The following is a 22,505-nucleotide window of genomic DNA, read 5'->3' on the forward strand; positions in this document are numbered from 1 at the left end:
GTCATTGAAAAGGTTATAGAATACCGGCGCTTGGTAAATCAGAAAAGAAGCAGGAAAAAGAATAAAGGATAAGGGGAGAAAGACAAACCACAATAGGAGGAGAGATGGATATTACCACTATTTTAGGAGTGATAAGTGGAATTAGCTTAATTGTTGTTGCCATCATTATGAGAATGGGAGGGGTGGGATTAAAAGGCTTCTTTGATGTATCTTCGATGTTTATTACTTTTGGGGGTGCATTTGCTGCCACATTAGTCAATTATCCAATGAAGCAGGTCCTGGGAGTTTTTAAAATTGCCAAGAAAGTTTTAACTGAGAGAGAAGAATACCCTGCTAAATTAATCAATCAGTTTATATATTTTACCAAGATAGCTCATAAGCAAGGGATATTGGAACTTGAGAAAGAATTAAATAAGGTCAATAATGAGTTTCTAAAAAGAGGTGTGCAATTAGTTGTTGACGGCGCCGATCAGGAGAGAATCCGCGCTGAGTTAGAAACAGAGATAACATTCATTCGTGAGAGGCACCGTATAGGACAGGAAATTTTCTTAACTCTGGGCACTTACTGTCCTGCCTTTGGGATGGTCGGAACAATTATGGGGCTGATTATGATGCTTGCACGCATTGAAGACCAGAGCCAGATTGCCGGTGGTATGGCGGTAGCCCTGTTAACCACTTTTTATGGTGCGGTGGCTGGCTATCTTTTCTTCTTGCCCGTTGCCGGGAAATTGAAGCGTCGCAGTGAAGATGAGATATTTATCAAGGAAGTTATTATTAGGGGAGTTCTCTCCTTGCAGGCAGGGGAGATTCCCAGCGTTATGGAAGCCAAATTGAAAGCCTACCTGGCTCCGCAATTGAGGAAAAAGACAGTGGAGAAAAAGAGCACATCCATAGAATAAACCGCCTAACTTATTTTTCAGGAGAGAGATAATGGCTATTCTGCCAGGTGTTCCCAGGCGAGTAGATAGCGAAATAAAAATAGGAAAGTCCTCACCCGCATGGATGCTGACTTATTCAGATTTAATGACCCAGCTTTTGATATTTTTCGTTATGATGTTTGCTTTAGCCAGTGCTATGAACGAAATGCAATTGATAAAGTTAAAGAAGAAGCTGGAAACATACGTTACGGAAAACCGGTTAGAAGGCTATATTGGTCTAAAAATAGATGAGAAAGGATTGGTAATTTCTCTCCGCGAAAAATTAATGTTCGATAGTGGAAGAGCTGAAATTCACCAAGAAGCGAAATACATCTTAAAAGACATTACTAAAGAGATTGGCGATGTGCCAAATAATGTGCGGGTTGAAGGGCACACTGATAACGTCCCCATTGGTCCGGAATTGAGGAGCAAATTTCCCACTAACTGGGAACTATCTACAGCCAGGGCTACGAATGTGACCCGCTATCTGCTGGAGACACTAAATTTTCCTCCAAAACGGATATCCTCTGCAGGATACGGAGAGTATCAGCCTGTTGTGGATAACGATACTGAAGAACACAAAGCAATGAATCGAAGAGTAGATATTGTGGTGCAGAGGATTGGCACCAGGCTTAAACGTCCAGAAGGCGTTAAGAAAATTTTTTAGCAAGCAAACCTCGCCATAGTTTCACTATCTTCCCTTTTTGCCGTCCTACCGTTCCTTTCTCTCATTTATATTAACATTCGTTTTGCCACTTTTTCCTTGTTCCCCGTTGAAAATCGGGACGTGGCAATCTCACCAAAGTGTCATTGCGAAGGACGAAGTCCTGAAGCAATCTCGTAATTGGGCAGGAGATTACCACGCCCTTCGGGCCCGCAATGACAGACCAAAGACAAGACTTTTTCAGAGATCTCTTAAAAAAGAGTTGACAAAAAAGCTCTTTTTTGCTAATTTCTTATAAAGTTTCGCAGACATGGGGAAGTGGAAAAGGCAAAGTCTGCGTTAAAGGGGGGTAAGAGATGAAAACACGGATTACTCTCTCGATCGTGGTGAGCTTGGCCAGCCTGGTATTGGGAATTATTACCCGACTCATTCCAGGGACATTAGTGGTAGCACCCCGCACCTTCCTATTCTTTGCGGGCTATTGTTTGGTTTTGGCGATAGCGCTTGAGCTTTATCCTTCAAAAAAAGAATAGAAAGCAATTTAACATCTTTTGATAGTTTGTCAATTTTTGGTCTGAACAGACCCCCCATCCAGAAAGTTTTTAAATAGAGGGGTTAGTTTCTTTCTGGATGGGGGCGGTTTTTTCGGAATGGTGGTTAAAGTGAAGACTTTTGTGCCCAAAAAGGAAAATATTGAAAAGAAATGGTGTTTAATTGATGCCTCTGATCTGGTCTTGGGGAGATTGGCAACAAAAGTAGCAGAGTTATTAAGGGGCAAGGGTAAACCGATTTTCTCTCCCCATGTGGATATAGGTGATTATGTGATTATTATTAATGCCGGGAAGGTTTTACTGACTGGAAAAAAATTGGAACAGAAATTCCATTTTACCCATTCTGGTTATTCAGGCGGGACCAGATTTACCCGATACGATAAATTGATGGCAGAAAATCCAGAAAAGGCAATTAGATTAGCTGTCAAAGGAATGTTGCCGTCGAATAAACTCAGTGATAGGTTGATTACTAAATTAAAAATATATAGAGGCAGCGAACATCCACACGGAGCACAGAAACCTCAGATAATAAAAATCGAAAAGAAAACACATTAAATTTTTTACTTTATAAGTTAATGGAGAAACTATATGGCTAAAGTGACAGAGATTTGGGGCTTAGGCAGAAGAAAGACAGCGATTGCCAGGGTTATATTGAGATCTGGTAATGGGAAGGTCATAATCAACAGATTACCTCTGGATAAATACTTTTTTGGTTTACCTCGTCTAAAGGAATTCAGTATAGAACCTCTAAAAGTAACGAATTTACTGAATAAATTCGATATTTCGGCAAATGTTTCTGGTGGAGGCAAGAATGGTCAAGCAGGGGCAATAAGGCATGGAATTTCACGTGCACTGGCTAAGGTTGACGAACAGACAAGGGTCACTTTGAGAAAAGAGGGATTGTTGACGCGCGATCCCCGTATGGTCGAGCGAAAAAAACCTGGACAGCCAAAAGCAAGAAAAAAGTTCCAATTCTCCAAGAGATAAACTCGTTTTGTAAGGATAGAGTTAAATTTGCGGAAGCAATAAGCTTATTGCTTCCGCTTTTTTTTGAGAAAAACCTGCTTGAAAGCAGGAAATTAGGTTAAGATACTCAAAATAGGTACTCTGGGTCGTCTCTGACCCAGAGTTTCTGTCGGGCTCGGGGACGAGCCCGACTACCAGTCAGGGGTTTTTCAACAGTATCTAAATCGAACCCCTACAGGAAATATAATTTGACAAATTTGGATAATTAGAATATAATTTAAAAAAATTAAAGTCAATATGGGAGAAAAATGTGAAAAAGGAAAATTTAATCATCGTAGTTATTCTTTTCTTATCTATTGTTTCTATTGTAATGGGCATATATCTTATTGGAGAAAAGACTGTTGAAGGAAAAACTCGAATTCTGACCAGAAAAAAGGAAGTAGCAGTGGTCTATCTTTACGGACCAATATCTATTTCTCGACGTACATCAGGATGGGCTCGCTTCTTGCCCGGAGCCGATAGTATTGCCAGTGAGTTGAGAAAGATAGGTAAAATTACCACTATAAAAGCAGTGGTCTTAAGAATTAATAGTCCTGGCGGAAGCATCGGTGCGGTTCAGGAAATTTATGAGGAAGTAATTAGGCTAAAAGAAAAAGGAAAGAAAGTTATTGTCTCCATGGGCGATGTAGGCGCCTCCGGGGCATACTATATTGCTTGTGCTGCAGATAAAATTGTAGCCAATCCGGGAACCATTACCGGAAGTATAGGGGTACTCATGAGTCTTGGTAATATGGAGGAGTTGTTTCGTAAGATAGGAATTAAAGTTGAGGTTATAAAAAGAGGAAAACATAAGGACATCGGTTCTCTATCCCGGGAAATGACAGCGGAAGAGAAAAGACTGCTTCAGGGAGTGATAGATGATGCCTACGACCAATTTCTCCAGGTAGTAATTGAAGGCAGGAACCTTAGGAAAAGTAAAGCAGAGAAGCTTGCTCAAGGTCAGGTGTTTACCGGACGGCAAGCAAAAAATTTGGGGCTAATTGATGAAATTGGTAATTTTCAAGATGCTGTAAGACTTGCAGGTAAACTTGCTGGCATTCCTGGCGAACCAAAGGTCATTGAGTTGCCCAAGCCATTTCCCGGAATTCTTGGTATTTTTTCCAGTCACTTTATGACAAATCCTCTGCAAGATTTAATGAACGAAAATTCCATAAGATTAGAATATATCCTCCAATAGATCCCCATTCCGAGAGAAATATGGAAAACAACTATTTAGCGCTCCTCTACGATTTAATTGCCCATCCAGGAAGAGGGCTTAATCGAGCCAGAGAAGATAAACCATGGATTTTTCTGGTAGCGGTTGTTATTTTGTCAGGAATTAGCATTGCTACCGGAGCCGCTTTGTTTGTTTCCAGCTTCACTAGAGTGGGGAGGGTCGCCTTATTTTCCAATCTCTTTCTGGTTATGATTCTCCTCACCCTCTTCTGGGTAGTTAATGTGGGAATTCTCCATTTCTTTGCTGAAGTATGGGGAAAAAGGGGCAGCGTAATCGACCTTTTCATTACTCTGGGATTGGCAATATTTCCCTTTGTTTTTGTTAGTCCACTATCTTTGATAGTAGAAGGATTGGGTGGAGGGAGAATTTTCTTTCAGTCCTTTTTTACCATTGCTCTCTTCCTGTGGTGTTTTTTCCTTGCGCTGGCTGCTATTAGGGAAGTCTATTCTTCTGCCACTTTTGAAGCCCTGCTGATACTTTTGACACCAATTATCCTGTTTACGGTACTTTGTATATTTCTCCCTCTGGGTTGTATTCTTTTAACAATACTTTCTCTTCCTTTATGAAGAGAAAGACTTCCAATGTTGCATTTGGGGTGTGAGAGAGAAATAGGCACTCCTTAAGAATTGGAGGAAGTTCAATGATAACAGTGAGTATTGTGGGAGCCAGTGGTTATACAGGAAGGGAATTAATAAAGATTCTCTTTAAACATCCCCAGGTGAAAATTGCTCACCTGACTTCCGAGACCTACAAGGGAAAGAGAGTTTCAGAGCTGCACAAAGGGCGGGCCGGTTTTATAGATAAGAGGTTTGAGAAATTGAATATTGATAAGGTCGCCGAGGATTCAGACCTTATCTTTCTTGCCCTTCCCCACGGTAAATCTCAGAAACCGGTAGCAGAATTTTTGAAAAAAGGGAAAAAAGTTATAGACCTCTCAGCCGACTATAGATTAAAGGACAAATCCCTGTATAAGAGATGGTATGGGCTGGAACATTCTTATCCCCGGCTTCTCCAAAGAGCAGTTTATGGATTACCAGAAATTTATAAAGAAGAGATAAAGAAATCCTCTCTCGTAGCAAATCCCGGTTGCTATCCCACGGGGGTAATTTTAGGGGTTGCTCCTCTTCTGGCTCATGGATTAGGCGATGGAAATTCTATAATTGCCGATGCTAAATCAGGAATATCCGGCGCAGGGAGGAGATTGGATAGCGCTTACCATTTCAGTGAGTGCCACGAAAATCTCACCGCCTATAATGTGGGGAAACACCGACACATTCCCGAAATAGAACAGGAGTTATCAAAGATTTCTAAAGAAAAGATAACTATTTCCTTTACTCCCCATTTAGTTCCTATGGACCGTGGGATTCTATCCACAATCTATCTTAACTTCGAGGGGAAAGTTTCACTCGACAGAATATGGACTGTTTATAAAAAATACTATAGAAAAGCACCGTTTGTGAAGATTTTACCAAAAGCCACTTTTCCCGAGGTAAGGAACATCGTGGAGACTAATTTCTGTGAGATAGGTCTTATGGTTGATAAACGTACTAATCGGATAATTATTATTACGACGATAGATAATTTGGTTAAAGGCGCTTCTGGACAGGCTGTACAAAATATGAACTTAATGTCTGGATTTAAAGAAACAGAAGGATTACTTTAGAAAGGCGGAAAGTGGTAACCTGACCTTGGCTCGTCCAGCGCAGGCGGGTCTTAAGTCGGTCGCCTTTTAGGGTGACTGAGTCGGCACTCTAAAGAGTGCCCGACCAGATTGGTATATGCTTTGGAGTCCTCCCGAAAGGGAGGAATAACCTTGCTTTCGCAAGGACTCCAACATATTGGTCGGTCGCCCTTTAGGGTGACGGAAGCTCGGGACTAACTACATGAAAACGAGCAGATTATTTCTCCCCCAAGGTTTTTTTCTAAATGGAATTAATTCAGGGATAGCAAATAGAAAAAAAAGAGATATAGCTCTCATCCATTCGGAAATTCCCTGTGTGGCAACTGGGCTGTTCACTAAAAATAGAGTGAGGGCAGCTCCGGTCATAATCTCTAAAAGACATCTGAGGAATGGTCGGGCGCAGGCGATTCTGGTCAATTCGGGTGGTGCAAATGCCTGCACTGGAAACAGGGGAATGGAAGATGCGGAAATGATGGCTTATGATTTGGCTTGTCAACTGGGTATAAAAAAGGAAGATGTTCTACTTGCCTCCACAGGAGTAATTGGTCGATTCCTGCCTATGAGTCGAGTTAAACAAGGAATTAGGAAGATAGCCGAAACTGTGGGAAGCCCTTCTAAGCCTGAGTTTTTTGCTGAAGCAATTATGACCACCGATACTACTCCCAAAATAATCAGCAGGCAATTTTTGACTCAGAATCGTAAGAGAGTAGCCATCTGTGGATTAGCCAAAGGCGCAGGAATGATTCATCCTGACCTGGCCACTCTTCTCTGTTTTATAATTACTGACATAAATATCCACAAGAGCTTGTTACAAAGGTCGTTGATGAGGGCGGCTGAAAGATCGTTTAACTCCCTTACTATCGACGGTGATACAAGCACCAACGATTCTGTTTTCATCCTGGCCAATGGTCGAGCAGGGAATAGGCCGATAAATGGTGCAAATCAGGATTTTTTGAGGTTTCAGAATAATCTCAATGGGGTGATGTTAGGGCTGGCGGAGTTGATTGCCCGGGATGGAGAGGGAGCAACAAAATTGGTCAGTATAGTAGTTAAGAATGCAGAGACCGCTGTAAGTGCAAAAAAGATAGCCAGGCATATCGCCAGCTCTTCTTTGGTTAAGACAGCCTTATACGGTTCTGATCCGAATTGGGGAAGGTTGATGGCAGCAATTGGCTCCTCGGGAATAAGAATTAACCCCCAAAGAATAGATATCTATTTTGGTAAATTGCAAGTGGCCAGAAATGGCGAGCCGGCATCTTATTCTGAAAGAAAGGCTAACCGGATATTAGAGAAGAAAGAAATAGAAATAGTGATAGATTTGAAACAGGGAAGAGGTGGGGCTAAAGTCTATACCTGCGATTTGACTCCCGATTACGTAAAAATCAATTCATGTTACACCACATAATAGCTTGAGAGCAAGGTTCTGCTTTAAAATGGAGTAGCAGAGCTTGCTCTGCGTTATTATCGCGAAACAAATTTCGCTACTCCAATGGCAAAGATAATTAAGATTAATTACCAGAAGCCCGAAAGAAAAAGAATTAGAGAGGCTGTTCGTGTATTGAGAAGGGGAGGTTTGGTAATTTTTCCCACAGACACTGTTTACGGGCTGGGGGCAAGCATTTGCTTTCCTAAAACATTGAGGAAAATTTACCGGATAAAGAAGAGGTCTGGAAAGAAACCTTTAGTCTTCCTGATTGGCTTCAAAAAGGACATAAGAAAGTTCACTAATAAGTTATCCAATGAAGCGAAGAAACTGGTAAGGGATTTCTGGCCAGGTCCTCTGACTTTAGTCTTTCCTTCAAAAAAGTATAAGACAATTGCTTTGAGAATGCCAGACCATAGAATAGCTCTGGGGCTGATTAGAGGTGCCGGACCATTAGCGGCAACCAGCGCCAATCTTTCCGGGAAGAAAGAGAATGTGACACTTAAAGCAGTGGAAAGTCAACTCTTAAAAGAGGCCGATTTGTGTATCGATGGTGGCAAGGCTCCCCGGGGAAGGGTCTCTACTGTCCTGAATGTGATTAATCATCCTTTCCAGGTAATCAGGGAAGGATGCATAAAAGAGAAGGAACTGAGAGAGAGGATAAAAGGTAAAAGGTAAAAGGTAAAAGGTAAAAGCTAAGGTGTATAAGAAAATCCTTTTTGTTTGTACTGGTAATACCTGTCGCAGCGTGATGGCACAAGGACTATTCAAGAATATGCTAAGGGAAGAAGGGATAAAGGACGTGAAAGTGAGTTCTGCGGGAATTGCTGCTCTCCCTTCCTTTGCTATTTATGGTGTGCTGGAAAAAGTATTAAAAGAAGAAGATATTGAGATTTCAAACCACAAGCCTACTCGAGTTACTCCACAAATAGTTAAAGATGCCAACCTGATTCTGGTGATGGAGAAAAGACACAAAGAGGCTATTCTGGAGATGGCTCCAGAAGTAAAAAACAGAGTGTTTTTATTAAAAGAGTTTGCTGGTGAAAAAAAGAATTTAGATATTCCCGATCCTATTGGTCAGCCCGAAGAGGCCTATCGAAGCCGACTGCAGGAGATTAAGGGATGTTTGTTGAAAATACTGAAGAAAATCAAAGAAGATTGGAGTAAAAGATTGGAGTAGCAGGTTTTAACCTGCGTGGATTGGAGCAGCAGGTTTTTGACGATACTTAAATAATTTCGAGGAGAAAGAAATGTCAAGCTTGAAACGATTAGATTCCAAAGTTTACAAAGCAATCTATATGGAAACTAAGAGGCAGGCAGAGAATCTGGAATTGATTGCTTCTGAAAACTTTGTCTCTGAAGCAGTTCTGGAAGCTCAAGGGTCAGTGATGACCAATAAGTATGCGGAGGGCTATCCCAGCCATAGATTCTACGGGGGATGTGAATATTACGATGTGGTTGAATCTTTGGCCATTGAGCGTGCCAAAAAGTTGTTTGGTGCTGACCACGTTAACGTTCAGGCTCATTCCGGAACCCAGGCAAATATGGCAGTCTACTTTGCCGTTCTTGGCATAGGGGATACAATTATGGGGATGCACTTGTCGCATGGAGGACACCTCTCCCATGGTCATCCTACGAGTTTCTCTGGCAAATATTTTAAGACTGTGCCCATAAGTGTATCTAAAAAAACAGGACGCATAGATTACCGGGAGATGAAAAGCCTGGCCATCAAACATAAGCCAAAATTGATTGTTGCTGGGGCCTCCGCCTATTCCAGGATTATAGATTTTGAGAAGTTTCGAGAGGTCTGCGACAGGGTGGGTGCTTTTTTGATGGCTGATATTGCCCATATAGCTGGACTGATCGCTGCTGACCTGCACCCTTCTCCCATTCCTTATGCTGACTTTGTAACCACTACAACGCATAAGACGCTTCGCGGACCAAGAGGTGGAATGGTGATGTGTAAGAAGAGATATGCTTCGGTTATAGACAGAAATATCTTTCCTGGAATACAGGGAGGTCCTCTCATGCATGTTATTGCTGCCAAAGCTGTGGCCTTTAAGGAGGCGCTTACGCCCGGATTTAAAAGATATCAGGCTCAAATAGTGAAAAATGCCAGGGCGCTGGCTGAAGGATTGATAAGGAAGGGATTCAAGATTGTTTCTGGAGGTACAGATACACACTTGATGCTGGTAGACCTGAGAAACAAGAGATTGACCGGGGATGTGGCTGAAGAGGTTTTAGATAAGGCGGGTATTACGGTTAATAAGAATAGTATTCCCCACGATCCGGAGAAACCCTTTGTGACCAGTGGAATTCGTTTAGGGACACCGGCCCTGACCACCAGGGGGATGAAGGAAGAAGATATGGAGAAAACTGCCGCGCTGATATCAGATGCCCTTGAGCATCGTTATGATGAGGACTATCTTGCCAGTTTGAAAAAGGAAGTACGTAAACTAACCAGAAAATTTCCCTTATACAAGAAGAGACTGAAAGAGTAATAACTGGACAGTCCATAGCAAGATTAATTTTTTCATTCCTGGTAGAAATTAAATGCTTACCTCTTATATTCTTGTCTTTCTCCTTTCAGGACTAATTTCTTTAGTGGTAACGCCTTTCATCCCTCTCCTGGCGAGAAAGTTCGGGGTAATGGATAGGCCCGACGAGCGCAAAGTCCACCGTAGACTAATTCCCTCCTGGGGTGGGTTGGCAATCTATCTTGCCTTTAGTGGTTCCATAGCATTAATTTTTCTTTTCAATGATGCCTTTCGTCTTCTACTCCGCTCCCACCATTTTCTGGTTCAAAAGTATTTATTGGGAATATTTCTGGGAGCAACAATTATCACTATTTTAGGGTTAATTGACGATAAGAAAGGACTCAAGGCGACCATTAAATTACTCGGCCAGGTTATTGCAGGCGTAGTTCTACTCTGGTATGGAATAAGAATAGTGGGAATAAACAATCCCTTTGGTAAGACATATCTTGAATTCTCGTTATACTTAAGTTTCATAATTACAATTATTTGGACAGTTACTTTCATTAACTCCGTCAATTTGATCGATGGACTCGATGGATTAGCCGCAGGTGTAGTGGTAATTGCTTCAATAACCTTTTTTGTTATCGCTCTTTTTCAAATCGATAAGCAGAGCAATGTAGCAATTACTAACAGGCTGGAACTGGTGGCTATTATGGCTCTAGCTTTGGTGGGAAGCACAAGTGGGTTTCTTCTCTACAATTTTCATCCAGCAAAAATATTTATGGGTGACACTGGCAGTATGTTTCTGGGATTTATCCTGGGGGCGATTACAATAATGGGAACATTGAAAACTGTGGCTGCAATTGCTCTATTAGTTCCCATTATGGTAATAGGTCTTCCTTTATTGGACACTTTCCTCACTATTCTTCGACGGTTGAAGAAGAGAAAGCCTCTTCTCCAGGCCGACAGAGAACACCTCCACCATCGCCTATTGGACTATGGGTGGGGCCAGAGAAGGACGGTTCTTTTAATGTATGGAATCTCTGGGGTATTAGGGTTGGGTGCAATTCTTTTGACTATCCTTTAAAGAAAAGGTAGTGTAGGGCTTTATGCCCGTAATGATTTTGGTCGCGTAGGGGTGACCTTTATGGTCGCCCAAGGGCTTGTCCCTGGATTATTATATGAAAAAGATAATTTGTATCTTTGGCACAAGACCTGAAGCCATTAAGATGGCGCCTGTATTGAAGGAATTACAAAAGAAGAAAGATTTATTCAAAACCGTCGTGGTACTTACCGCTCAACACAGACAGATGCTCGACCAGGTCCTGAGGCTGTTTAATCTCCAATCCGATTACGATTTAAATATAATGCAAGAATCTCAGAGCCTTTATTATATCACTACCAGTGTGCTTTCCAGATTGAGAAAAGTAATTAATAGAGAGAATCCAGATTTTATTCTTGTCCAGGGAGATACCACGACAACTTTTGCAGCTGCGTTGGCTTCTTTTTATCAAAAAGTCCCCGTTGGTCATATTGAGGCAGGACTCCGTTCTTATGATAGATTCAATCCCTATCCTGAAGAGGTAAACAGACTTCTCACAGATGCCTTGTGCGATTTCCACTTCGCTCCCACTCCCACGGCAAAAAGGAACCTTCTTAAAGAGAACATAAAGAAAGAGTCCATTTTCGTAACTGGAAATACTGTGATCGATGCCCTCTATTTAGCCCTGAAGAAGCCGCATCGGTTCAGGAACTCTCTGTTGAAAAAAATCGACTTCAATAAAAAAAGAATAATCTTAGTTACTGCTCACCGCAGAGAAAATTGGGGAATTCCATTAGAGAATATCTGTTTAAGCATTAAAAAGCTCATTAAAAAATACGACGATTTGGAAATTGTCTATCCAGTCCATCTCAACCCTAATGTGAAGAATGTTGTCTATAAAATACTGAAAAACTCTCCTCGCATCCATCTTATTAAACCATTAGATTATCTCGATTTCATAAATCTGATGAATAAATGCTTCTTAGTGTTAACCGATTCTGGCGGGCTGCAAGAGGAGGCACCCTCTTTAGGTAAGCCCGTGTTAGTGTTGAGAGAAGTTACTGAAAGGCCGGAAGGTGTAAAGGCTGGTACGGTAAAAGTCATTGGCTTATCTAAAGAGAGAATATTTACAGAAACCTGTAAGTTACTCGATAATAGAACCATGTATAACAGGATGGCTAAATCGGTTAACCCCTATGGCGATGGAAACGCATCCACAAGAATAGTCAACGCCCTTCTATACTATTTTAAGAAATAGAAAATGATAGAACATTACGATTTTGGCAGGATAGTTGTCGATGGAAAAGAGTACATCTCTGATGTGATAATCTATCCTGACCATGTTGATGGTAATTGGTGGAGAAAAGAAGGCCACCGATTGCAGGTAGTTGATATTGAGAAAGCTATAGAAGAGAAGCCCGAAATTCTAATTGTTGGCACCGGGGCTTCGGGATTAATGGAAGTCCCTAAGGAAGTAAAAAGTTATCTAACTTCCAAAGGGATAAAATTAGTTGTAGATACTACTAAAAAAGCTTGTGATGAATACAATCGGCTTTCCCCCTCGGGTAAAACCATCGCTGCCCTCCACCTAACTTGCTAAAAAGGGGACAGGTACTTTTTTCTGGTAAGACCAGAATTTCAGGAGGTCATTATGAAAATAGAGCTATCATACTGGTATAAGTTATTGGTTCCCAGGGCTGTGGTTCTAATTTCCACAGTAAGTAAACAGGGGGTCTCTAATGCCGCACCTTTTAGTTTCGTAATGCCTGCTTCAGTGGAACCACCAATGATTGCCTTTGCCTCAGACCCTGACCATCACACCATATCCAATATCAAGGAGATGGGAGATTTTGCAGTTAATATTCCCGGTGTGGATATGCTCAACCAACTGTGGACCTGTGGTGAAGATTTTCCTAAAGGAGTCAGCGAGATTAAGAAAGCGCACCTTACTGAAAAGAAATCGAAAAAGATAAAATCACCAAAAGTGGCTGAAGCGCTGGCTCAGTTTGAATGTAAGCTGGAAGCAATGTATGAAGCTGGGGACCATATAATTGTGCTGGGAAGAGTAGTGGATGGGGAAGTGAAAAGAGGACTTTTTGTAAAAGGGAAGTATAACCCTTTAAAGGCTAGGCCACTCTCGCATGTGGGAGGTAATGAATTTACCCTACCCGAGAAAATTATAAAGGCAAGATAGGTAGTAATGGGGCGATAGCTCTTTACCCTCCTAATTTACAATGGCCACTAGACTCTTTAGTTCTTATTTACTTGACAGGACAAAAATTAATTTTATAAAATCTTAGTTTGGCAGCTTCGCTTATTTTTTTAAGAAAGAACTTGTGAAAATTTTCACAAAATTTCCAGGGAAATTGGTAGATTTGGGTTTAATGAATGAAGATAGGAATTGTGGGTGCTGGGGCGATGGGTGGGTTATTTGGTGGGATGCTCACCAGAGCAGGGCAGGATGTTTGGCTAATTGACAATCATAACGAAAGGGCGGAGAAGATAAATAGAGAAGGACTGATTATAGAAGCAAGTAAAGCCCTTCAGCCCGGGGAACCTAAACAGGAAATAATAAAAATAAAGACAACAACAGACCCTTCCAACGTAGGCTCCTGCGATTTGGTTATTCTTTTAGTTAAAGCTTATGATACAGAACAAGCCACCAGGAATTCTTTACCTCTAACTGGAAGTAAGACAGCCTGGCTTACCCTGCAAAATGGCCTGGGGAACATTGAGAGGATGGGTAAAATCGTGGGTAAGGGTAGAGTGGTTGGTGGTGTCACTTATCAAGGTGCTACTGTATTAGAGATGGGAAGGATAAGACATGCAGCCTTTGAAAAGACGGTCATTGGAGAAATTAGTGGCAAGGTGAGTGAGAGAATTAAGTCCATTTCAGATATTTTCAATCAGGCAGGCATAGATACTGAAATTTCCGATAATATAGAAGGTATGCTATGGGGTAAACTATTAGTGAATGCAGTAATAAATCCTTTAACAGCTATTACCAGGGTAAGAAATGGCCAGTTACTGGAATCTCCCAGTCTGAGAGAGACAATGAAGCTCATTGTCGAAGAAGCTATGCGAGTTCCTCTAAAGAAGGGAATCAGACTACCTTATCAGAGAGTATTTGAGAAAGTGGAAGAGTCCTGTCAGGTTTCCAGAGATAACATTTCTTCTATGCTGCAGGATATATTGAGAAAGAAGAGAACAGAGGTAGATTTTATCAATGGTGCAATAGTTACTGAAGCTGAGAAAATAGGAGTATCTACACCGCTGAATAGGGCTCTTTGGAAGATAGTTAAATTTTTAGAAGGGAGGGGAGAATATGTTAAGTGATTTAGAGATTGCCCAGAGGGCGAAGATGAAGCCCGTTGTGGAAATCGCTCAGGCTCTGGGCATTAAGGAAGATGAGATTGAGCCTTATGGAAAGTATATGGCCAAGGTCTCTTTGGAAATCCTGGAGAGATTGAAAGATAGACCTAACGGTAAATTTATTACAGTAACTGCGATTACTCCCACTCCCTTAGGGGAAGGGAAGACAGTCACTGCTTTTGGTTTGGGGATGGCTTTGGCTAAGATAGGAAAGAAAGTCTGTAACACCTGTCGCCAACCTTCAAAGGGTCCCACGTTCGGCATTAAGGGCGGTGCCGCTGGAGGAGGTTACTCTCAGGTTCTTCCTATGGAGAACATTAATCTACATTTTACTGGAGATGCCCATGCAGTAGAATCGGCTCACAATCTTTTAGCCGCGGCAATAGATGCCAGCATTCTTCACGGAAATAAATTGAACATCGATCCTCTCAGTATTACCTGGCGAAGATGCGTTGATATCAGTGATCGGGCACTGCGAAACATAGTTATTGGACTGGGGGGTAAGGCTAATGGTTATCCAAGGGAAACAGGTTATGATATCACCGTGGCTACCGAGACTATGGCTATTCTTGCGCTAGCCACAGGCCTCTTCGACTTGAGAAAGAGGTTGGGTAGGGTAGTAGTGGGTTATACTTATGATGGCAAACCGGTAACTGCTGAACAGCTTAAGATTGCGGGAGCAATGACAGTGTTGTTGAAGGATGCCATTAAGCCCAATCTTGTGCAGACAACGGAGAATACACCTGTTCTTAATCACGCTGGACCCTTCGCCAATGTTGCTCATGGGAATAACTCGGCACTCGCTGATATGGTAGCTCTTAAACTAGTCGATTACGTAGTTACAGAAAGTGGCTTTGGCGCAGACTGTGGTTTCGAGAAATTAATCAACGTTAAGTGCCGGCAGAGTGGTTTAAAAGTTGATTGTGCTGTGGTAGTCGCTTCCATAAGGGCATTGAAAATGCATGGTGGAGCGTTTGAGGTGCGCCCGGGAGTGGACTTAGATGAGAAATTGGTGGCCAAGGAGAATATGGAAGCTCTGGAGAAGGGATGTGAAAATCTTGCCAAACATATAGAGAATGTCCACATTCATGGACTTCCTGCAGTAGTGGCGATTAATAGATTTACTTCAGATACTGATAAAGAGGTAGAATTTGTAAGGAAAAAGGCTCTGGAAGCTGGTGCGGAAGATGCTGCCCCTGTAGATTGTTGGGCTAAAGGTGGCGAAGGTGCTATTCAATTGGCTGAAGCAGTTGTGGCAGCAGTGGATAAGCCACACCAGATGCAGTTCCTCTATCCAGACGATGCATCTATCAAAGAAAAGATTGAGACAATAGCTACAAAAATATATGGAGCAGACGGGGTAGATTATGCTCCTCTTGCCGAAAAGAAGATTAAATTGTATACTGAATTGGGTTATAATAAGATGCCCATCAACATGGCCAAGACCCATCTTTCTCTTTCTCATGACCCAAATCTAAAGTGTGTGCCTCGCCATTACAGGATACCCGTTCGAGATATCCGGGCATCAGTAGGAGCTGGATTCCTCTATCCTCTCTTAGGGACTATGAGTACTATGCCTGGGCTTCCTTCAATCCCAGCTGCCACCAAAGTGGACATCGATAAGAGTGGAAAGACAGTGGGATTGTTCTAAGCAAAAAATGGGAAGACTACTCATTGGAGGAATAATAGATGAAAGAGATAATTTTGCCAGATATGGGTGAAGAGGTAAAGGAAGCAACTATCTCCTTCTGGCATCACGAGGAGGGAGACAAAGTAACCAAGGGGGAGGATTTAGTAGAGATTACTACGGAGAAAGCAAGTTTTCAAGTTGAAGCCCCCGCTTCTGGAATCTTAAGCAAAATTTCCGCTGGTGAAGGTGAAGTAGTAAAATCTGGACAGGTCCTGGGAATTATCGAATGAATTCCGGGGACACAATACTTAATTCCATAAATTCGTAATTGCAGGGTCGGGCCTCAATAATTAAGTATTGTGTCCCCAGAATTGGTAGAAAGGAGTAAGAAATGATAATAATGGAACAGAAACCATTTGAGGAAATTTTTTCGTTTTTAAAAGACGAAAAGTCCATACTTATTGTGGGTTGTGCACAGTGCGCCACTGTGTGTAAAGTTGGTGGCGAAGAAGAAGTTAAAGCTATGAAAGATAAATTGGAGAGTCAAGGCAAAAAGGTGAGTGGTTGGGTAGTTATAGACCCAGCCTGCCAGAGCGTTGAGGTAAAGAAGAATTTCCAGGCAAATAAAGATAAAATTACCTCAAGTGACGCCATTTTGGTAATGGCTTGCGGTAACGGGGTCCAGTCTGTAAAGGAGAGTGCCGAGAGAATAAAGATGGAAAAACCAGTCCATCCGGGATGCAACACACTTTTCCTGGGAGAAGTGGTAAGGGCAGGCTATTTCGAGGAAAAGTGTAGTCTCTGTGGAGATTGTCTGTTAGAGGTAACTGGTGGGATCTGTCCTGTTACTCGCTGTTCCAAGGGACTTCTCAATGGTCCTTGCGGGGGGAGTTCTGAAGGGAAATGTGAAGTTGATCCTGAACGCGATTGTGCTTGGGCGCTTATTTATGAAGAGTTGAAGAAGAGAGGAAAGCTCGATAGAATGAAAGCTATACAACCGGCAAAGGACCATTCGAAACTTATAAAACCCCGTACCTTGACCTTGGGTAGTTAAGAGGAGAAAGAATGGACTCAAATGCAAATTATGATATTGCTATAATTGGCGCTGGACCAGGGGGTTATGTGGCGGCAATCAGGGCTTCCCAGTTGGGCGGTAAAGTAGTAGTGATTGAAAAGGGCGAACTGGGAGGAACCTGTGTGAATATAGGTTGTATCCCCACAAAGACGCTTGTGGCAAGTGCCCGCCTTCTTAATTCAGTTAAGAAGGGAGGCGAGTTTGGAATCAATTCTGGAGAAGTCAGTGTAGATTTCTCTACAATATCTAAAAGAAAAGAAAGGATAGTAAGACAACTTGTTAGTGGTATAGGTCAGTTATTCAAAAGCTATGGCGTTGAAGTGATAAAAGGAAAAGGGAGATTAACTGAGAGAATTAAAGATAAAGCGATTGAGATAGAAATAGAAAAAGATGATGGTTCAGTAGAAAAAGTTATGGCTAAAAAGTTAATCATTGCCACAGGTTCTATCCCTGCCCGGATTTCCGGAATCTCCATAGATGAACAGGATGTGATAACCAGCGACCAGGCTCTGGAATTGGAAGAAATTCCTTCTTCCCTACTTATTGTGGGAGGTGGGGTTATTGGAGTAGAATTTGCTTCCATATTTAACAGCTTAGGGAGTAAAGTGACAATTGTTGAACTCCTGCCACGGATTATTCCCACTGAAGATGGAGAGATATCTGAACAACTGAAGAAGCTTCTGGTCAAATCTGGAATAGAAATAAATACAGGAGTGAAAGTTAAAGAGATAATATCCGACAATGGCAAAAAGAAAGTTATAATAGAGACTCCCCGAGGAAAAGAGGAAAAAGTTGCCCAGAAAGTACTGATTGCTACAGGTAGGAAGCCTTATACAGAGGGTTTGGGTCTGGAGAAGACAGGGATTGGGTTGGAAAAGGGAAGAATATTGGTAAATGAGAGGATGAAAACGAATCTTCCAGGAATATTTGCCATTGGAGATGTAGTGGGAGGGGTTCTTCTTGCCCATGTCGCTTCAGCTGAGGGTATTGTGGCTAGTGAAAATGCGATGGGTAATCAATCGAAAATCGACTACAGGGTTATTCCCAATTGTATCTATTCTCTCCCTGAAGTTGCCAGCGTTGGTCTCAGTGAGGAGAGAGCAAAAGAGATGGGTTACGAAATGGCTGTAGGAAGATTTCCCTTCCTGGCCAATGCCCGGGCGACTATTATGGGAGAAAGAATAGGCTTGGTGAAGATAGTAGCAGATAGAAAAACTGATGAGATATTGGGTGTACATATAGTTGGTGCGGATGCTACGGAATTGATAGCTGAGGCCAGCGTGGCTATTAAAGCGAAAGTTACCACTAAGGATTTGGAAAGAATGATTCACGGCCATCCCACTTTGAGTGAAGCAATATTTGAAGCAGCTCATGATGTCCATGGAGAGGCTATAGATTTAAAGAAGAAATAGCGGAAACGAGAATCATGGGAAAATGTAGAGTGTTATACCTGGGATTGGTTAGTTATGAGAAGGCTTACGATTTACAGAGGAAACTCCATAAATTCAGGAGAGAAGGAAGAATCGATGATGTTTTGATTCTACTGGAGCATGAGCCAGTGGTGACTATAGGAAGGGGAGGTAAAAGGGATAACATCTTAGTTTCCGATGAGTTATTGCAAAGTAAAGGAATTAGAGTTTTTGAAATAGACAGAGGAGGCGATGTTACTCTCCATTGTCCTGGACAGCTCGTAGGATATCCCATTCTCGACCTAAAAATTTATGGGAAAAATATACATAGGTATCTAAGAAATCTCGAAGAAGTAATAATCCGTTCATTGAAAGTTTACGGCATATATGGCCAAAGGATTGAGAACCATACCGGAGTTTGGGTAGGGGAGAAAAAGATTGCATCCATAGGAATTGGCATAAAGGGCTGGGTCACTTTCCATGGGTTTAGTCTCAATATAAATCCTGATCTGTCCTATTTTTTATTAATTAGGCCCTGTGGATTTGAAAGTAGAACAGTGACTTCTATGAGCGAGATATTGGGCAGGCCAGTCGAGCCAAAAGATTTCCGTTACCGGTTGATAGAACAGTTTGGAAAAGTATTCAATCTGGAAATGGAGGAAAATGGTAAGCAGGTTTCCCCCCTGGATAGTAAAGAGATTGTCTCTTGCTCCCTCTGACAAAAAAGGAGGAGGAGAAGAGGTTAATAAGACGAGAAATCTCCTCAGCAGATTAGATTTGCATACTGTCTGTGAAGGAGCCCGTTGTCCTAACCTCTGGGAATGTTTCGCTGAATCTACAGCCACTTTCATGATTTTAGGTAAAATCTGTACAAGGAACTGTAAATTCTGTAGTGTGGCTAAAGGGAGCCCTTTACCAGTTGACCGGAAGGAACCCAAAAGAATAGCCCAGGCAGTGAAGAAATTGGACTTGAAGCATGTAGTAATTACCTCAGTTACCCGTGATGATTTGCCAGATAGGGGAGCTTTTCAATTTTTCTCTACAATTATGGAGGTTCACTCGATAAATCCTGATGTAATTATAGAAGTGCTTATTCCCGATTTCGCAGGAAGTAGAGAAGCGATTAAGCAGGTATTAAAGGCGGGGACTGACATTATCGCACATAACTTAGAGACAGTGCCATCTCTATATCGAAAGGTGAGACCCGGGGCATCTTATGAGAGGTCTCTGAAGTTGCTTAAGTTGGTGAAGATTTTGCAGCCTGATATCTACACTAAGACGGGCCTGATGCTCGGCTTAGGAGAGGAAAAGCAGGAGATTTTGGGCGTAATGGAAGATTTGAGAAAAATAGATTGTGATATTCTCACTATGGGACAATATCTACAACCGAGTAGCTCGCATCTGGAAGTTCGTAGATTTATTCCTCCGAGTGAATTTGAAGAATATAAAAAGGTAGCGGAAAAGATGGAATTCCTGTTTGTGGCAGCAGGACCCTTTGTTCGCAGCTCATATAGAGCAAGTGAATTTTCCAGTCGATTCATTCGAAAAAGAAAAAGGGGTCAGAGTCATTTTTTGATGCCATAAATGGCATAGCTTTCAAAAAGTGTTAGGAGTAGCGAAACTTGTTTCGCGATTGGTGGACGCAGAGCAAGCTCTGCTACTCCAACTTCCGCTTTAGCGGAAGGATGTGTTATAAAGGAGGGAAATAGTGCTTTCTGAGGCTTTAAAATCAGGTAAATTTGTAGTGACTTCAGAGATAGGACCACCTAAAGGTGTAGAAATGAGAGAAATCCTTTCTGAAGCTGAATTCTTTAAAGGTAAAGTAGAAGCTGTGAATGTAACTGACCTACAGAGTTCGGTTATGAAGTTGGGTTCTTTAGCTACTTGCCGTCTTTTGATAGAGAATGGTGTTGAACCTGTGTTTCAAATAACCTGTCGCGACCGCAATCGCCTTGCTCTGCAGTCGGATATTCTGAGTGCCTATGTTCTAGGAATTAGAAACCTGCTCATTCTCACCGGAGACCATCCCAAATTGGGTGACGACCCAGCGGCGAAGCCTGTTTTCGACCTCGATTCGGTACAACTACTGGAGGCGGTCAAAAAATTACAGGAAGGGGAAGATATGGCAGGGAACAAGTTGGAAGGTGAACCGCCAAAATTCTTTGTGGGAGCAGTAGTAAATCCCGGTGCCGATCCTATAGAGCCGCAAATAATAAAAATGGAAAAAAAGATAAAAACTGGAGCACAATTCTTCCAGAGCCAGGCAGTCTACGAGCCTGAGAAGTTTGCCCAGTTTATGAAGAAAGTGAAGGGTTTTGGCGTTCCTGTTCTGGCGGGAATTGTTCTTTTGAAATCTGCAGGAATGGCAAGATATATGAATAAGAACGTTAGCGGAGTATATGTTCCCGACCCGCTTATCGAGGAGATGGAGAAGGTAGAGAAAGAGAAAAGAGGAGAGAAGAGTATAGAAATTGCCGCAAGGCTAATCAGGGAACTTAAAGGTCTCTGTCAGGGCGTGCACATTATGCCTCTTGGCTGGGGAAATAAAGTCCCCAAAGTTTTAGAGGCAGCCGGTCTATGAAATTTAAAAGATAGTTTGTTCAATCGCTTAGGAATCTCTTTGCGTGGAAAAACCTGGAGTCCTCCCGAAAGGGAGGGTTATTAAACGGAACCTTGCTTTCGCAAGGACTCCATATCACAAACTACCTTTAAGAACTATTTCAAGGATGGTATGATGGGAGATTATAGAAGTGAACGGTTAGAAAAGTATGTTGATGATTTGGCGGCCAAGCTTCCTGCACCTGGCGGGGGGAGCGTGGTGGCTCTGGTGGGTGCACTGGGAGTGGGGCTTCTGAGCATGGTTTCCAATTTTACTCTGGGAAAGGAAAAATACAAACAAAGAGAAGAAGAGATAAAAAAGATTTTAAACAGAAGCGAAGATTTACGTGAGAGATTGACTGAGTTGGTGGATGAAGATATTAGGGTCTATGGCAAAGTCTCCAGTGCTTATAAATTGCCTCGTGCAACTGATCAAGAGAAAAAAGTGCGTTCCCAGGCAATCGAAAAAGCCTGTAAGGATGCACTAACTGTTCCTATGGAAGTAGCGCGTTGTTGTACGGAGGGACTGAACCTGGCAAGAAGGCTTGTGGAGATAGGAAATGTTAGGCTAGTCAGCGATGTGGGCGTTGCTGCAGGATTATTAGAGGCTGCCTTGAAGGGAGCAGAGTTCAATGTAAATATTAATTTAAAAGTAATCGAAGATAGAGACTTTGTGGAAGAGAAAAAGAAGGTTATAGGTTCCTTTGTGAGGGATAGACTAAAAATAAAAGACGAAATACTAAAAAAGACGAAAGATAAAATAGAAAATATGGGAGGAAATTAACGTGGCAGGAAAAATAATTGATGGTAAATCTCTGGCAGCGAAGTTCAAGGAAGATATCAAAAGGGAAGTTGGACAGTTGAAAGAGAAACATAAAGTGACACCCCTGTTGACAGCAATACAGGTTGGAGAGAACCCTGCCTCAAGAGTCTATGTTAAGAGGCAAAGGAAAAGTTGCGAAGAAGTAGGAATCGATTATCAACTCCACGAATTACCAGAAGCAACCAGCGAGGAAGAACTTCTCCAATTCGTTGAGAAATTGAATAGAGACGATAAGGTTACTGGCATTATTCTGGAAATGCCCCTTCCTCAACAGATAAATGGACGTAGGGTACAGATGGCTATTACTCCGATGAAAGATGTTGAAGGGATGAACCCTTCCAATGTGGGTATGCTGGTCTATGGAAGTCCCAGACTTGCTCCCTGCACGGCGCTGGCGGCTATGGAACTATTAAAGAGTACAGGCGTGGATATAAAGGGCAAAGAAGTAACTGTTGTGGGACATAGCGAGATTGTAGGCAAACCGATAACTCTCTTTCTCCTCTCTTCGGTTCTGGAGTCGGCTACTCCCACTGTTTGCCATATTGCCACCAGGGATTTGGCTTCCCATACCAGAAATGCTGAGATCCTCATTGTTGCTGTG

Annotated in this window: 26 protein-coding genes; all 26 read left to right on the plus strand. The window is 42.2% G+C overall.

Translation table 11 applies throughout. From position 1 onward, the window contains the following. Positions 1-104: 104 nt before the first annotated feature. Positions 105-899, plus strand: a complete 795-nt coding sequence (locus VMW39_05100; GenBank protein HUW23387.1) for a motility protein A — start codon at positions 105-107, stop codon at positions 897-899. Positions 900-930: 31 nt separating this feature from the next. After that, positions 931-1,584 carry a flagellar motor protein MotB gene (locus VMW39_05105; GenBank protein ID HUW23388.1) on the plus strand — a complete coding sequence of 218 codons (654 nt, stop codon included), beginning with the start codon at positions 931-933 and terminating at the stop codon, positions 1,582-1,584. Positions 1,585-1,937: 353 nt separating this feature from the next. Further along, entirely contained in the window at positions 1,938-2,114 is a 177-nt protein-coding gene (locus tag VMW39_05110) for a hypothetical protein (GenBank protein HUW23389.1), read from the plus strand. A gap of 129 nt (positions 2,115-2,243) precedes the next feature. Continuing rightward, complete coding sequence (gene rplM, locus VMW39_05115; protein HUW23390.1) at positions 2,244-2,687, plus strand: 50S ribosomal protein L13; 444 nt, start codon at positions 2,244-2,246, stop codon at positions 2,685-2,687. A 33-nt stretch (positions 2,688-2,720) separates the two neighbouring features. Beyond that, complete coding sequence (gene rpsI / locus VMW39_05120) at positions 2,721-3,119, plus strand: 30S ribosomal protein S9 (GenBank protein HUW23391.1); 399 nt, start codon at positions 2,721-2,723, stop codon at positions 3,117-3,119. Between the two features lie 289 nt (positions 3,120-3,408). Further along, entirely contained in the window at positions 3,409-4,335 is a 927-nt protein-coding gene (sppA, locus tag VMW39_05125; GenBank protein ID HUW23392.1) for a signal peptide peptidase SppA, read from the plus strand. Between the two features lie 20 nt (positions 4,336-4,355). Further along, positions 4,356-4,940, plus strand: a complete 585-nt coding sequence (locus tag VMW39_05130; GenBank protein ID HUW23393.1) for a YIP1 family protein — start codon at positions 4,356-4,358, stop codon at positions 4,938-4,940. A gap of 74 nt (positions 4,941-5,014) precedes the next feature. Then, positions 5,015-6,037, plus strand: coding sequence for an N-acetyl-gamma-glutamyl-phosphate reductase (gene argC, locus VMW39_05135; GenBank protein ID HUW23394.1), 1,023 nt, complete (start codon positions 5,015-5,017; stop codon positions 6,035-6,037). Positions 6,038-6,257: 220 nt separating this feature from the next. Then, on the plus strand, positions 6,258-7,460 hold the full coding sequence (gene argJ, locus VMW39_05140) for a bifunctional glutamate N-acetyltransferase/amino-acid acetyltransferase ArgJ (protein HUW23395.1): 1,203 nt from the start codon (positions 6,258-6,260) through the stop codon (positions 7,458-7,460). An 84-nt stretch (positions 7,461-7,544) separates the two neighbouring features. Continuing rightward, on the plus strand, positions 7,545-8,156 hold the full coding sequence (locus VMW39_05145) for an L-threonylcarbamoyladenylate synthase (GenBank protein ID HUW23396.1): 612 nt from the start codon (positions 7,545-7,547) through the stop codon (positions 8,154-8,156). Between the two features lie 22 nt (positions 8,157-8,178). After that, positions 8,179-8,658 carry a low molecular weight protein arginine phosphatase gene (locus tag VMW39_05150; GenBank protein ID HUW23397.1) on the plus strand — a complete coding sequence of 160 codons (480 nt, stop codon included), beginning with the start codon at positions 8,179-8,181 and terminating at the stop codon, positions 8,656-8,658. Between the two features lie 70 nt (positions 8,659-8,728). Beyond that, a complete protein-coding gene (gene glyA, locus VMW39_05155) occupies positions 8,729-9,979 on the plus strand; it encodes a serine hydroxymethyltransferase (GenBank protein HUW23398.1) in 1,251 nt (416 codons plus the stop codon). A gap of 52 nt (positions 9,980-10,031) precedes the next feature. Then, positions 10,032-11,042, plus strand: coding sequence for an MraY family glycosyltransferase (locus VMW39_05160; GenBank protein HUW23399.1), 1,011 nt, complete (start codon positions 10,032-10,034; stop codon positions 11,040-11,042). Between the two features lie 94 nt (positions 11,043-11,136). Beyond that, positions 11,137-12,255 (plus strand): UDP-N-acetylglucosamine 2-epimerase (non-hydrolyzing), encoded by a 1,119-nt coding sequence (wecB, locus tag VMW39_05165; GenBank protein HUW23400.1) that lies wholly within the window; start codon positions 11,137-11,139, stop codon positions 12,253-12,255. Positions 12,256-12,258: 3 nt separating this feature from the next. After that, the gene (locus VMW39_05170; GenBank protein ID HUW23401.1) at positions 12,259-12,597 is read left to right on the plus strand and encodes an MTH938/NDUFAF3 family protein; all 339 of its coding nucleotides are present in this window, start codon (positions 12,259-12,261) and stop codon (positions 12,595-12,597) included. Positions 12,598-12,648: 51 nt separating this feature from the next. After that, a complete protein-coding gene (locus tag VMW39_05175; GenBank protein ID HUW23402.1) occupies positions 12,649-13,191 on the plus strand; it encodes a flavin reductase family protein in 543 nt (180 codons plus the stop codon). Positions 13,192-13,385: 194 nt separating this feature from the next. Further along, positions 13,386-14,333, plus strand: coding sequence for a 2-dehydropantoate 2-reductase (locus tag VMW39_05180; GenBank protein ID HUW23403.1), 948 nt, complete (start codon positions 13,386-13,388; stop codon positions 14,331-14,333). After that, positions 14,323-16,020, plus strand: coding sequence for a formate--tetrahydrofolate ligase (locus VMW39_05185; GenBank protein ID HUW23404.1), 1,698 nt, complete (start codon positions 14,323-14,325; stop codon positions 16,018-16,020). The genes VMW39_05180 and VMW39_05185 overlap by 11 nt, the downstream gene beginning before the upstream one ends. Before the next feature lie 38 nt (positions 16,021-16,058). After that, a complete protein-coding gene (locus VMW39_05190; GenBank protein HUW23405.1) occupies positions 16,059-16,289 on the plus strand; it encodes a lipoyl domain-containing protein in 231 nt (76 codons plus the stop codon). 101 nt (positions 16,290-16,390) lie between these two features. Beyond that, positions 16,391-17,053, plus strand: coding sequence for a methylenetetrahydrofolate reductase C-terminal domain-containing protein (locus VMW39_05195; GenBank protein HUW23406.1), 663 nt, complete (start codon positions 16,391-16,393; stop codon positions 17,051-17,053). Positions 17,054-17,064: 11 nt separating this feature from the next. Then, entirely contained in the window at positions 17,065-18,486 is a 1,422-nt protein-coding gene (gene lpdA, locus VMW39_05200) for a dihydrolipoyl dehydrogenase (GenBank protein HUW23407.1), read from the plus strand. A 14-nt stretch (positions 18,487-18,500) separates the two neighbouring features. Beyond that, complete coding sequence (gene lipB / locus VMW39_05205; protein HUW23408.1) at positions 18,501-19,202, plus strand: lipoyl(octanoyl) transferase LipB; 702 nt, start codon at positions 18,501-18,503, stop codon at positions 19,200-19,202. Continuing rightward, positions 19,147-20,067, plus strand: coding sequence for a lipoyl synthase (gene lipA, locus VMW39_05210; protein HUW23409.1), 921 nt, complete (start codon positions 19,147-19,149; stop codon positions 20,065-20,067). The genes lipB and lipA overlap by 56 nt, the downstream gene beginning before the upstream one ends. Before the next feature lie 121 nt (positions 20,068-20,188). Continuing rightward, a complete protein-coding gene (locus tag VMW39_05215; protein ID HUW23410.1) occupies positions 20,189-21,064 on the plus strand; it encodes a methylenetetrahydrofolate reductase in 876 nt (291 codons plus the stop codon). A gap of 150 nt (positions 21,065-21,214) precedes the next feature. Then, positions 21,215-21,865 carry a cyclodeaminase/cyclohydrolase family protein gene (locus tag VMW39_05220; protein ID HUW23411.1) on the plus strand — a complete coding sequence of 217 codons (651 nt, stop codon included), beginning with the start codon at positions 21,215-21,217 and terminating at the stop codon, positions 21,863-21,865. Between the two features lies 1 nt (position 21,866). Beyond that, the coding region (locus VMW39_05225) for a bifunctional 5,10-methylenetetrahydrofolate dehydrogenase/5,10-methenyltetrahydrofolate cyclohydrolase (protein HUW23412.1) at positions 21,867-22,505 on the plus strand (639 nt) is incomplete at its 3' end.

The sequence above is a fragment of the bacterium genome (assembly GCA_035530055.1).
In the GTDB taxonomy this organism is placed as follows: domain Bacteria; phylum UBA6262; class WVXT01; order WVXT01; family WVXT01; genus WVXT01.